The organism is Alloyangia pacifica, from assembly GCF_900116195.1.
Lineage (GTDB): Bacteria > Pseudomonadota > Alphaproteobacteria > Rhodobacterales > Rhodobacteraceae > Salipiger > Salipiger pacificus.
In genome coordinates this window covers 597802-610718 of sequence record NZ_FOZW01000001.1, presented here as the reverse complement: position 1 = coordinate 610718, position 12917 = coordinate 597802, and the positions used below count along the sequence as shown (strand labels likewise).

Genomic DNA, 12917 nt, shown 5'->3' with positions numbered 1-12917 from the left:
CAAAAAGGGGTATTCGGAAAGACCTTTTCAGACGCGCCTAGATTAGCTGCAGCGCAGCATGATTTTTCCAATGCAGCATTGGATTGCGCGATTGACAAGCGGGGGGCAAACGCGGGAGGCTGCAAGGGTCTCAAAGCGCTTTGGGGTGAGGAGTACCCCCTGCGCGTCCGGAACAGCATATCTCTTGCGGCCGGCAGAGCCGCGACAACACGGGAGGACTTTGACGACATGACCAAGCGAACCACACCCACGCGCGCCATTCTCGGCTCGGTCGCGGCGCTGGCGCTCTGCGCCGGTGCGGCCCAGGCGCAGATGGTGTTCACCCCCGGCGAGGGCGGCTTCAACTGGGACAGCCTCGAGGCCTTCGGCGCCGAGCATGACCTGTCGGGTCAGACGCTCAGCATCTTCGGACCCTGGCGTGGCGACGACCAGGCGCTGGTCGAGACGGTGCTGGCCTACTTCAAGGAAGCCACCGGCGCGAACGTCAGCTACGCCTCGTCCGAGACCTATGAGCAGCAGATCGTCATCGACACAGAGGCGGGCAGCCCGCCGAACATCGCGATCCTGCCGCAGCCGGGGCTAATCCAGGATCTCGTGTCCAAGGGCTTCGTCGAGCCGCTCGGCGAAGAAACCGCCGACTGGCTGCGCGAGAACTATGCCGCGGGCGAGAGCTGGGTGAGCCTCGGCTCCTACGAGGGGCCTGACGGGTCCGAAGCGCTTTATGCCTTCCCCTACAAGATCGACGTGAAGTCGCTGGTCTTCTACGTGCCCGAGAACTTCGAGGATGCGGGCTACGAAGTGCCCGAGACCATGGAAGAGCTGAAGGCGCTGACCGAACAGATCGCCGAGGAGGGCGAAACGCCCTGGTGCATCGGCCTTGGCTCCGGCGGCGCGACCGGCTGGCCGGCGACCGACTGGGTCGAGGACATGATGCTGCGCGTGCAGCCGCCCGAAGTCTACGACCAATGGGTCACGAACGAGATCCCCTTCAACGATCCCAAGGTGATCGAGGCGATCGACGAATTCGGCTGGTTCGCCAAGAACGACGACTTCGTCAACGGCGGCACCGGTGCCGTCGCCACCACCGACTTCCGCGAAAGCCCCGACGGCCTCTTCGCCTCGCCGCCGCAGTGCTACATGCACCACCAGGCGAGCTTCATCCCGACCTTCTTCCCGGAGGGCACCGAGATGGGCATCGACGCGGATTTCTTCTACATGCCCGCCTACGAGGGCAAGGATCTCGGCCAGCCGGTGCTGGGTGCCGGCACGCTGGCGTTCATCACCAAGGACAGCGACGCCGCGCGCGCCTTCATCGAGTTCCTGAAAACACCGATCGCGCATGAGATCTGGATGGCGCAATCGGGCTTCCTGACCCCCTACAAGGACGCGGATGCCGAGCTTTACGGCTCGCCGACGCTGAAGAAGATGGGCGAGATCCTGCTCGATGCGACCACTTTCCGCTTCGACGCCTCGGACCTGATGCCCGGTGCCGTGGGCGCGGGAAGCTTCTGGACCGGCATGGTCGATTACGTCGGAGGCAAGTCCGCCGAGGATGTCGCCGGCGCGATCCAGAAAAGCTGGGACGCCAACAAGTAAGTCGGTGTAAAAGGGAACTCCGGGGCGCCGCGCCGCAACTTCCTTCAAAGGAAGTTGCAAATCTCTCCGAAGAGATTTGCGGCCCCCGGCAGGACGAGATGAAGGGGAGGACGTCATGCATCCGGCACTTCAGGCTGTACTGACCATCGTGATCGGGCTCGGCGGCTGCATCGGCTATTTCTGGTTTTCGAACCAGCTGTTCGACAAGGTGCTCTTCCCGGCGCGAGGCCCCAATATCGGGCGCAACATCCGCCGGGCCGAGATGATCCGGCCGTGGCTCTTCCTCTTTCCGGCAATCTTTGCACTCGGGCTCTACCTGGCCTACCCGGTAGTGGCGACCTTCTGGCTCTCGCTGACCGACCGGGATCAGGGTGGCGCCTTCGTCGGGCTGGCGAACTACCAGCAGATGCTGCGCGAGGCGAAGTTCTGGGAGGCAATCCGCAACAACATGCTCTGGCTGGTCGTCGTGCCCGCCGCCTCCACCGCTTTCGGGCTGCTGGCGGCGCAGCTCACCGACCGCATCAGCTGGGGCAATATCGCCAAGTCGCTGATCTTCATGCCGATGGCGATCTCCTTCGTCGGGGCGTCGGTAATCTGGAAACTGGTCTATGATTTCCGCCCCATCGGGCAGGAGCAGATCGGCATCCTCAACGCCTTCTGGGTCTGGCTCGGCGGCGAGCCGCAGACCTGGCTGACGATCACGCCGTGGAACAACTTCCTGCTGATGGTGGTGCTGATCTGGATCCAGACCGGTTTCGCCATGGTGATCCTCGGCGCCGCGCTGCGCGGCATCCCCGAAGAGACGGTCGAGGCCGCCATCGTCGACGGCGCCAATCCGTTTCAGATCTTCTTCAAGATCAAGGTGCCGCAGATCCGTTCGACGATCGTGGTGGTCTGGACGACGATCACGCTCGTGGTGCTGAAGATCTTCGACATCGTGCTCGCCATGACCAACGGCCAATGGCAGACGCAGGTGCTGGCCAACTACATGTACGACAAGCTCTTCCGCGCCTTCGACTGGGGCGTCGGCTCGGCCGCGGCCATGGTGATCATGCTGCTGGTCTCACCGATCCTGGTGTGGAACGTGATCAACGCGCGCCGCGAGATGCGCTGAGGGAGGCCCGGACATGGAAGGCATGGCAGGACAGAAATCGCATCTCACCTGGGCGGTGCACATCTCGGTGGCGCTGCTGGTGGCGCTCTGGCTCTTTCCCACGGTCGGTCTCTTGGTGTCGTCCTTCCGGACCGCCGAGCAGATCTCCAATTCCGGCTGGTGGTCGGCCTTCTCTGCGCAGAAGGGCCAGCTTCCGGCGATCCGCATCTCCGGCGACGAGCGGCAGGAAGACGGGCTCTACGTCATCGACGGCAATCTCTTCGGCACCGCCGAGACCACTCTTTCGGCCTGGGGCACCTCGTCGCGAGAGCCCGAGGCCTACGAGCCGGACACCGAGGTCGAGCTCAAGGACGGTTGGGTGCTGGGCGTCGCGTCCTCGGGTGACTTCCGCCTCAGCGCGCCGCAGAGCTTCGAGGGCGAGCGTTTGCCACGGGTCTTCGCCACCGCGACCACACCACCCGAGTTCACGCTGGAGAACTACGGCAACGTGCTCTTCGGCACGACCGCCGGGGCAGGGGTCGGACAGGCGTTTCTCAACACGCTGACGGTCTCGATCCCGGCGACGGTGATCCCGATCCTTGTCGCCGCCTTCGCCGCCTACGCGCTGGCCTGGATGGAATTTCCCGGCCGGGCGCTGCTGATCGCGGCGGTCGTAGCGCTGCTGGTGGTGCCCTTACAGCTGGCGCTCATCCCGCTGCTGCAGCTGCACAACACGATCGGCATCGGCAAGGGGTACCTCGGGGTCTGGCTGGCGCATACCGGCTTCGGCCTGCCGCTCGCCATCTACCTCTTGCGCAACTACATGGTCGGCCTGCCCAAGGACATCATCGAGAACGCCCGCGTCGACGGCGCCTCGGACTTCCAGATCTTCACCAAGATCGTGCTGCCGCTGTCCTTCCCGGCTCTGGCGAGCTTCGCCATTTTCCAGTTCCTCTGGACCTGGAACGACCTTCTTGTGGCGCTGGTCTTCCTTGGCACCGACGACGACAGGCTGGTGCTGACCGCGCGTCTGGTGAACCTCATGGGCTCGCGCGGCGGCCAATGGGAGATCCTTGCAACCTCGGCCTTCGTGTCGATTGTCGTACCGCTGGTGGTTTTCTTCGCCATGCAGAAATACCTTGTACGCGGCCTGCTTGCAGGCTCCGTGAAGTGATCGAAAGAACAACATCATGAGCAAAAACACCCTCCCTGTACCCTCGACCGAAGACCGTGACTGGTGGCGCGGCGCGGTGATCTACCAGGTCTACCCGCGCAGTTTTCAAGACAGCAACGGCGACGGCGTCGGCGATCTTCTCGGCATCTCCCGCCGACTGCCGCACATTGCCTCGCTCGGCGTCGACGCGGTCTGGATCTCGCCGTTCTTCCGCTCGCCGATGAAGGATTTCGGCTATGACGTGAGCGACTATTGCGATGTCGACCCGATGTTCGGCAGCCTCGCCGACTTCGACACGCTGATCGAAACGGCGCACATGCTGGGCATCAAGGTGCTGATCGACCTCGTCATGTCGCACAGCTCGGACCAGCACCCGTGGTTCGAGGAGAGCCGTGCCTCGAAGGACAATGCCCGCGCCAACTGGTACGTCTGGGCCGACGCCAAGCCCGACGGGACACCGCCGAACAACTGGCTGTCGATCTTCGGCGGCTCGGCCTGGCAATGGGACACCACGCGTTGCCAGTACTACCTGCACAACTTCCTGACCTCGCAGCCGGACCTCAATTTTCACGAGCCGCAGGTGCAGCAGGCGCTGCTCGACGTGGCGCAGTTCTGGCTCGATCGCGGGGTGAACGGCTTCCGCCTCGACACGGTGAACTTCTACACCCATGACGCCCAGCTGCGCGACAACCCGGCGCTGGCACCCGAGCGGCGCAACCCGATCACCGCGCCGGCGGTGAACCCCTACACCTGGCAGGAACACCTCTACGACAAGACCCAGCCCGAGAACCTCGAGTTCCTCGCCAAGCTGCGCAAGCTGATGGACCGCTACAATGCCGCCGCCGTCGGCGAGATCGGCGAGGATCTGCGCGGACTCGAGGTGCTGGGCGAATACACCTCGGGCAACGAGCACCTGCAGATGTCCTATGCCTTCGAGCTGCTGTCCAACAAGGCGCCCTCGGCGGACTACGTGAAAGAGGTCATGGACAAGGTCGCCGAGGTTGCGAGCGACGGCTGGGCCTGCTGGGCCTTCTCCAACCACGACGTCGAGCGCCACGTCAGCCGCTGGGGCATCGGCGATGCCGGGGCGCGGCTCTACACCACGCTGATGATGTGTCTGCGCGGCTCGGCCTGCATCTATCAGGGCGAGGAGCTGGCGCTGCCCGAGGCAGTGCTGGCCTTCGAAGATCTTCAGGACCCCTACGGCATCATGTTCTGGCCCGCCTTCAAGGGCCGTGACGGCTGTCGCACGCCGATGGTGTGGGAGCCGAACGAGCATCACGGCGGCTTCACCATCGGCCAGCCCTGGCTGCCGGTCAGCCACGAGCATCTGCGCATGACGGTCGAGGACCAGGAAAAGGACCCTGCGGCGATCCTGCACCACTATCGCCGGTCCATCGCCTTCCGCCACGCCCATTCGGCGCTGCGCAAGGGCGAGATGACCGATCTGAAGACCGACGGCACCGTGCTCAGCTTCCTGCGCAAGGACGGGGCGGAAGAGTTGTTCTGCGCCTTCAACATCGGCCCGGAGCCGGCGGCGATCGACGCGCCCGCGGGCAAGTGGCAGCAAGTCGGCGTAGAGCTCGGCTCGACCGGCACCGCGCCGGACGGAAAATTCCACCTCGGGCCCTGGCAGCCCGCGCTGGCGCTGCGGATGTGATCGGCGGACACGATAGGTAGGGGGAGCGAAGACGATGGCAGACCTGAAACTCACCGATGTGGGAAAAGTCTACGGCGGTACCGTGGAGGTGCTCAAGGAGATCGACCTCGACATCAAGGCGGGCGAGCTCATCGTCTTCGTCGGCCCCTCGGGCTGCGGCAAGTCCACGCTGCTGCGGATGATCGCCGGTCTGGAGCGCATCACCGGCGGCACGCTGGAGATCGACGGGCAGGTGGTCAACGACGTGCCCCCGGCGCAGCGCGGCATCGCCATGGTGTTCCAGAGCTATGCGCTCTATCCGCATATGACCGTGCGGGACAACATGTCCTTCGCGCTGCAGATCGCCAAGAAGAGCAAGGAGGAGATCGCCGCCTCGGTCGAGCGCGCCGCCAAGATGCTGCAGCTCGAACCCTATCTCGACCGCCTGCCCAAGGCGCTCTCGGGCGGGCAGCGGCAGCGTGTCGCCATCGGCCGCGCCATCGTGCGCGACCCCAAGGTGTTCCTCTTCGACGAGCCGCTCTCGAACCTCGACGCGGCGCTGCGCGTGGCCACGCGGATCGAGATCGCCCAGCTCAAGGAGGCGTTGCCCGACCGGACGATGATCTACGTCACCCACGACCAGGTCGAGGCGATGACCCTCGCGGACCGCATCGTGGTGCTCGCCAACAAGGGCATCGCGCAGGTCGGCTCGCCGCTGGAGCTCTACGAGACCCCCAACAGCGAATTCGTGGCGCAGTTCATCGGCTCGCCGGCGATGAACATGCTGGCGGGCGAGGTGATCGCCACCGGCGCGCAGACCACCGTCAGGCTGCAGACCGGTGGCACCGCCGTGTCGGACGTGCCGACGCAGGACAAGGACATGGGGCTGCAGGTCAACGTCGGCATCCGGCCCGAGGATTTCACCGTCGCGACGGGCCCGGCGGTGTTCACCGGCAAGGTTGCGCTGACCGAGGCGCTTGGCGAGGTCACGCTGCTGCACTTCGAGCCGCAGGCCGGCTGCAAGGAGGCAGTGATCGCCAAGCTTCCCGGCATCCACAAGGGCTTGCGCGGCACCGATGTGGGTCTGAACGCCGAGCCGTCGAAGGTGCATCTTTTCACCGGGGGCGTCTCGCTGCGCTACCGTTGAGCAGGCCAAAAGCCTTCGAAGGCTTTTGCAACTCTCTTCGAAGAGAGTTGCTCCCCGTCCGCGCGACGATGCGCTAGGATGCAATCACGCATTCCCGCCCTGCGTGTTCCGCAAAAGTTCTCATTTGCCCATTGCGATCCGGGGCGTTTCGCCTATGTGTAGGGGCGTTCCTTTCCCGAGGGTCTCATGCCAGAGCTCAAGCAGATCGAAGTGCGCGGCGCGCGCGAGCACAATCTCAAGAACATCGACGTGGACATCCCGCGCGACGAGCTGGTGGTGATCACCGGCCTGTCGGGCTCGGGCAAGTCCTCGCTCGCCTTCGACACGATCTACGCCGAGGGCCAGCGGCGCTATGTCGAGTCGCTCTCGGCCTACGCACGGCAGTTCCTCGACATGATGGAAAAGCCCGATGTCGATCACATTGCGGGCCTCTCGCCGGCGATTTCCATCGAGCAGAAGACCACTTCGAAGAACCCGCGTTCGACGGTCGGCACGGTCACCGAGATCTACGATTACCTGCGCCTGCTCTTCGCCCGCGTCGGCACACCCTACAGCCCCGCAACCGGCCTGCCCATCGAGGCTCAGCAGGTGCAGGACATGGTCGACCGCGTCATGGCGCTGGAGGAGGGCACCCGTGGCTACCTGCTGGCGCCGATCATCCGCGACCGCAAGGGCGAGTATCGCAAGGAATTCCTCGAGCTGCGCAAGCAGGGCTTCCAGCGGGTCAAGGTGGACGGCGAGTTCTACGAACTGGACGAGCCGCCGACCCTCGACAAGAAGTTCCGCCATGACATCGACGTGGTCGTCGACCGCATCGTCGTGCGCGAGGGACTCGAGACGCGGCTCGCCGACAGCTTCCGAACGGCGCTCGATCTGGCGTCGGGCATCGCCGTTCTGGAAACCGCGCCGCGCGAAGGCGAGGGCGAGCCGGAGCGGATCACCTTCTCGGAGAACTTCTCCTGTCCGGTCAGCGGCTTCACCATCTCCGAGATCGAGCCGCGCCTGTTCTCCTTCAACGCCCCCGTTGGCGCTTGCCCGGACTGCGACGGGCTCGGCGTCGAGCTGTTCTTCGACGAGCAGCTGGTGGTGCCCGATGTGACGCTGAAAGTCGCCGACGGCGCCATCGCGCCCTGGCGCAAGGGCAAGTCGCCGTATTTCCTGCAGACCATCGAGTCGATCGCCAAGCACTACGAGTTCAACAAGAACGCCCGCTGGAAGGATCTGCCGAAGAAGGTGCAGGACGTTTTCTTGCACGGCTCGGGCAAGGAAGAAATCCCCTTCCGCTACGACGAGGGCGGCCGGGTCTACCAGGTGACCCGCGCCTTCGAGGGGGTTATCCCCAACATGCAGCGCCGTTACCGCGAGACCGACAGTGCCTGGGTGCGCGAGGAGTTCGAGCGCTACCAGAACAACCGCCCCTGCGGCGCCTGTGGCGGCTACCGCCTGCGCCCCGAAGCCCTGTCAGTGAAGATCGGCCCCGAGAAAGCGCGGCTGCACGTCGGCCAGGTGGTGCAGATGTCGATCCGCGAGGCGCATGACTGGATCGAGACCGTGCCTGCGGCGCTCTCGGGTCAGAAGAACGAGATCGCCCGCGCCATCCTCAAGGAGATCCGCGAGCGGCTCGGCTTCCTCAACAACGTCGGGCTCGAGTATCTGACCATGTCGCGTTCGGCCGGCACGCTCTCTGGCGGGGAAAGCCAACGCATCCGGCTGGCGAGCCAGATCGGCTCCGGTCTCACCGGCGTGCTCTACGTGCTCGACGAGCCCTCGATCGGCCTGCACCAGCGCGACAACGACCGGCTCATCGGCACGCTGAAATCGCTGCGCGACCAGGGCAACACCGTGATCGTCGTCGAGCATGACGAGGACATGATCCGCCAGGCCGATTACGTCTTCGACATCGGCCCGGGCGCCGGGGTGCACGGCGGCCAGGTGGTCAGCCACGGCACACCGCAGATGATCTCGGACGATCCTGCCAGCCTCACCGGCCAGTACCTCGCCGGCACGCGCGAGATTGCCGTGCCGACCGAGCGCCGCAAAGGCAATGGCAAGATGCTGAAGGTGGTCAAGGCGACCGGCAACAACCTCAAGGAGGTGAGTGCCGAGTTTCCGCTGGGCAAGTTCGTCTGCGTCACCGGCGTCTCGGGGGGCGGCAAGTCGACGCTGACCATCGAAACGCTCTACAAGAACGCCGCCATGCGGCTCAATGGCGCGCGCGAGACCCCGGCGCCCTGCGAGACGATCAAGGGCTTCGAGTATCTCGACAAGGTCATCGACATCGATCAGCGCCCCATCGGCCGCACACCCCGCTCGAATCCCGCGACCTACACCGGCGCCTTCACCCCGATCCGCGACTGGTTCGCCGGGCTCCCCGAGGCCAAGGCCCGCGGCTACAAGCCCGGGCGCTTCAGCTTCAACGTCAAGGGCGGGCGCTGCGAGGCATGCCAGGGCGACGGGCTGATCAAGATCGAGATGCACTTCCTGCCCGACGTCTACGTCGAATGCGAGACCTGCAAGGGACAGCGCTACAACCGCGAGACGCTGGAGATCAAGTTCAAGGGCAAGAGCATCGCCGATGTGCTTGATATGACAGTGGAAGAGGCGCAGGAGTTCTTCCAGTCCGTGCCCACGATCCGCGAGAAGATGGATGCGCTGATGCGCGTCGGCCTCAGCTACGTGAAGGTCGGCCAGCAGGCCACGACGCTCTCGGGCGGCGAGGCGCAGCGCGTGAAACTCTCGAAGGAGCTGGCGAAACGCTCGACCGGGCGCACGCTCTACATCCTCGACGAGCCGACCACCGGTCTGCATTTCGAGGATGTGCGCAAGCTGCTCGAAGTGCTGCACGAGTTGGTCGAGCAGGGCAACACGGTGGTCGTCATCGAGCACAACCTCGACGTCATCAAGACCGCCGACCACATCATCGACATCGGTCCCGAGGGCGGCGATGGCGGCGGTCAGATCGTCGCCACCGGCACCCCCGAGGAGGTGGCCGAGGTCGGGCGCTCGCACACCGGGCACTATCTCAAGCCAATGTTGCGGCCCGGAAAGGTCGCCGCGGAATAGCCGCGTGGCGCGGCGGCGAGGTCGGGCAGGTGCGTATTTGGAAAGAGAAGAAGTCTGGATGAAAAATGGACCGGCCACCTTCCGGGGGCCGGTCCCTGCTTCGTCTAGGCGGGAGTATTCCGGGGGGTCAGGGGAGCGGCGCCCCCCTGCGCGGATTCACTTCGCCAGTTGCGCGATGCCGCCGATGATGTCGAGCACGGCACCCGTGTCCGGATCGATCTGGTAAACGTAATCATCGACGTTGTAATAGGTCCGGCGAGGGTCGAGCTGATAGCGGCCCGGGTCACGGATCACGATGTAGTTGTCACGGATCCGCTCGCCGCGGTCGTAGCGGTGAAAATGGTCGCGGTCATGGTCGCGGTCATGGTCGCGATCGGAGTGGCGCTTGTCTATCTTCTTGTACTGGCCCGGCGGCATGCAGGCCTCGTTTTTCTTGGCCAGGCCCGGCGGGCAGCCCTTGGGGCCGGCGCTGGCAGCCATGGGGGCGGCGAGGGCGGCGACCGAAACGGCCGCGAGGGTGAGGGTACGCAACATGCTGCTCTCCTTTACGTGGTGCGGAGTTATACGCAGAGAACGCGCGGCTCCGCCGCATGAGTTCCAAAAAATTCGGAGAGATCAGCGGGTTTCCGCCAGAGGTCAGGCGCTCCAGTCGGGTTTGCGCTTCTCCAGAAAGGCCGAGATGCCCTCGTCGGTGTCGTGCTCCAGCATGTTCTCGACCATCACCCCCCCGGCCAGTGCATAGGCCGCATCAAGCGGAAGCTCGGCCTGCGCGTAAAAGGCCTCCTTGCCGATCTTCACCGCCTGCGGCAGCTTCGCGGCGACGCTTTCCGCCAGTGCCATTGCCGCGGCAGGCAGCTCCGCCTCGGGCACGACGCGATTGATCAGCCCCATGGCCTGCGCCTCCGCCGCCGGAACGAAGCGCCCGGTGGTGAGCATCTCGAAGGCCTGCTTGCGCGGCAGATTGCGGGTCAGCGCCACCATTGGGGTCGAGCAGAAGAGCCCGATGTTCACCCCGTTGACGGCAAAGCGTGCATCCTCGGTCGCCACCGCCATGTCGCAGCTCGCCACCAGCTGGCAGCCGGCGGCGGCGGCAATGCCATGCACCTGCGCGATCACCGGCTGGGGCAGGCGGGTCAGCCCGGTCATCACCCGCGCGCAGCGCTCGAAGAGATCGGCGAAATAGGCGGCTCCCTTGTCCTCTGCCTGCCGCCCGGCCTGCATCTCGCGCAGGTCGTGCCCGGCGCAGAACACCTTGCCCGCGCCCGAGATCACCACCGCGCGGATCATCTGGTCCTGCGACAGCGCGTCGATCTGCTCCTGCAACGCGGCGAGCATGGCATCCGACAGCGGGTTCAGCCGCTCGGGTGCGTTCAGCCGCAGGTGGGCGACGGGCCCGGTGTCGTGACGTTCCAGAATTGCCATCTTGTCCTCCTCCATCCTCGCGGGCAGCCTAGCCAGCGGAGATGAGGGGCGAAAGAGGCGGGAGGTCGCATGGCGCTGCAGTTCACCATTCCGGAGATGACCAGTTACCTTTCAGAGGTGTTTCCGCAGGTGGAGGGCATGTTCGCCATTGACCGGATGGACGAGGAGCTGCTGGTGATGCGGCTGATCGTCGACGAACAGCACCTGCGGCCCGGCGGCACGGTCTCGGGCCCGTCGATGTTTGCGCTGGCGGACGTGGCGGCCTATGTGGCGACCATGGCACGCATCGGGCGCGAGGCGTTGACCGTCACCACCCATTGCTCGATCGACTTCATGCGCAAGCCCGAGGCCGGGCGCGACCTGCTGGCCGAGGCGCGGGTGCTGAAGATGGGGCGCAGCCTGAGTGTGACCGACGTGCTGCTCTACTCCGAGCAATCGGACGACCCGGTGGCCCATGCCTCGCTGACCTACGCGATTCCGCCGAAGCGCTGAGGTCTTCTCAAAGCGGGTCGGGGAAGGCCAGTCCGGCCTCGGCGGCGCAGGTCCGTATGCGGGTGAGCACCTCGTCGGGCAGCGCGATTCCCCCGGACGTCGAGCGAGAGGCAGCCGAGGCGGCGCGGTCACCGGGGATCCGAACCGGGCGGGCAGCGTCGATCGGGCGGCTGTTGCGGCAGGCCTCGTTCAGGTGCTCGACCTGCGCGACGAAGGCCTCGCGCCCGCCAAAGGCCTCGGGGTCCATCACCTGTAGGAAGACGTTGGCCCCCCAGCGGGTCGGCGCCTCGACCCGCCCGTGCCCGGCCAGCGCCTGTGTCAGCATCTCGACCATCAGCCCCATGGCAAAGCCCTTGTGACCATGGTCCGCGCCACCGACCGGGAGGATCGACCCCTTGGGGGTCTGGTTGATGACCGTGGGGTCGGTGGTGGCATGGCCCGTGCCGTCCAGCATCCAGGGATGCGCGAACTCGGTGCCGGAGTTGATGTGTTCGCGCACCTTCGACAGCGTGGTGATCGAGGCGCAGGTGTCGATCAGTACCGGGTGATCACGGCCGGGATAGCCGACTGCCCAAGGGTTCGGGGTCAGCAGCGGCTCGCAGCCGCCGTAGGGAGCCACCCACTGCCCCGAGGGATCGGAGGTGGCGATATAGCACACGTACCCCTTGTCGGCGGCAATGCGGGTCAGCGCCGAGAGGCAGCCGATGTGATGGCTGCGGCGGATCGCCATGGCGGCCATGCCGTATTCGGCGGCGCGCTCCATGCAGGTGTCGAGCGCCCGGGTCATCACCCAGTGCCCGGGCAGGTAGTTGCCGTCCCAAAGCAGCGTAACCTTGTTGTCGGCCAGCACCGCGTGCGTGCCCTCCTTGGTCATCAGGTCCTTGGCCAGCTCGGGCAGGTAATAGGAGACCATAGAGATGCCATGGGTGGTCACGCCGATCTCGTCGGTCTGGATCAGCAGCTCGGCCACGGTCTCGGCCTTCTCGGGCGGCAGGCCGCCGCCGGTCAGCAGGTCTCGGGCGAGGGTGAAAAGCGCGGTGCGGTCGAAGGTCTGGGTCATGCGGGATTTGTCGGCGAGGGCTTCCGCCCGGTCAATCAAAATCCCGGGATGGTCCTTCGAAATCCGCGCAGGCACAGGTTTTGCGATACGCCGCGCTTCGGATACGGGGTTGCGAAGTTGCCAAATCGGCGCAATCCTCCGCGATGAAACGCCATGCCGCGCCCGGACAGGGAGGAGGACCGGCTGCGCCTTTGGTCTAATAGGCGCGGCGCATCTTCCTGATAGTCTGGT

The 12917-nt window shown here is 65.3% G+C and carries 10 protein-coding genes; 7 read left to right on the top strand and 3 right to left on the bottom strand.

Going from position 1 to position 12917, the window contains the following annotated elements; genetic code table 11:
* The first annotated feature begins 228 nt into the window (after positions 1 to 228).
* From BM397_RS02970 to uvrA, 6 genes are all read left to right on the top strand, one after another.
* On the top strand, positions 229 to 1596 hold the full coding sequence (locus tag BM397_RS02970) for an ABC transporter substrate-binding protein (protein WP_092421562.1): 1368 nt from the start codon (positions 229 to 231) through the stop codon (positions 1594 to 1596).
* Between the two features lie 115 nt (positions 1597 to 1711).
* Positions 1712 to 2710 carry a carbohydrate ABC transporter permease gene (locus BM397_RS02965; protein WP_092421559.1) on the top strand — a complete coding sequence of 333 codons (999 nt, stop codon included), beginning with the start codon at positions 1712 to 1714 and terminating at the stop codon, positions 2708 to 2710.
* A gap of 13 nt (positions 2711 to 2723) precedes the next feature.
* A complete protein-coding gene (locus BM397_RS02960) occupies positions 2724 to 3863 on the top strand; it encodes a carbohydrate ABC transporter permease (protein ID WP_092421556.1) in 1140 nt (379 codons plus the stop codon).
* 16 nt (positions 3864 to 3879) lie between these two features.
* Entirely contained in the window at positions 3880 to 5523 is a 1644-nt protein-coding gene (locus BM397_RS02955; RefSeq protein WP_092421553.1) for an alpha-amylase family glycosyl hydrolase, read from the top strand.
* A 34-nt stretch (positions 5524 to 5557) separates the two neighbouring features.
* Positions 5558 to 6649, top strand: coding sequence for an ABC transporter ATP-binding protein (locus BM397_RS02950; RefSeq protein WP_092421550.1), 1092 nt, complete (start codon positions 5558 to 5560; stop codon positions 6647 to 6649).
* Positions 6650 to 6835: 186 nt separating this feature from the next.
* Entirely contained in the window at positions 6836 to 9712 is a 2877-nt protein-coding gene (gene uvrA / locus BM397_RS02945; protein WP_092421545.1) for an excinuclease ABC subunit UvrA, read from the top strand.
* Between the two features lie 156 nt (positions 9713 to 9868).
* On the opposite strand, the gene BM397_RS02940 is transcribed toward uvrA, so the two are convergent.
* Positions 9869 to 10246, bottom strand: a complete 378-nt coding sequence (locus BM397_RS02940) for a hypothetical protein (RefSeq protein WP_092421542.1) — start codon at positions 10244 to 10246, stop codon at positions 9869 to 9871.
* Between the two features lie 102 nt (positions 10247 to 10348).
* The gene (locus BM397_RS02935; protein ID WP_256218719.1) at positions 10349 to 11149 is read right to left on the bottom strand and encodes an enoyl-CoA hydratase; all 801 of its coding nucleotides are present in this window, start codon (positions 11147 to 11149) and stop codon (positions 10349 to 10351) included.
* A 54-nt stretch (positions 11150 to 11203) separates the two neighbouring features.
* Between BM397_RS02935 and BM397_RS02930 the strand changes: the two genes are divergently transcribed.
* Entirely contained in the window at positions 11204 to 11626 is a 423-nt protein-coding gene (locus tag BM397_RS02930; RefSeq protein ID WP_092421536.1) for a PaaI family thioesterase, read from the top strand.
* A gap of 7 nt (positions 11627 to 11633) precedes the next feature.
* Here the strand turns inward: BM397_RS02930 and BM397_RS02925 are convergent, their stop codons facing one another.
* Positions 11634 to 12686 carry an Ldh family oxidoreductase gene (locus BM397_RS02925; RefSeq protein ID WP_092421533.1) on the bottom strand — a complete coding sequence of 351 codons (1053 nt, stop codon included), beginning with the start codon at positions 12684 to 12686 and terminating at the stop codon, positions 11634 to 11636.
* Positions 12687 to 12917 lie beyond the last annotated feature (231 nt).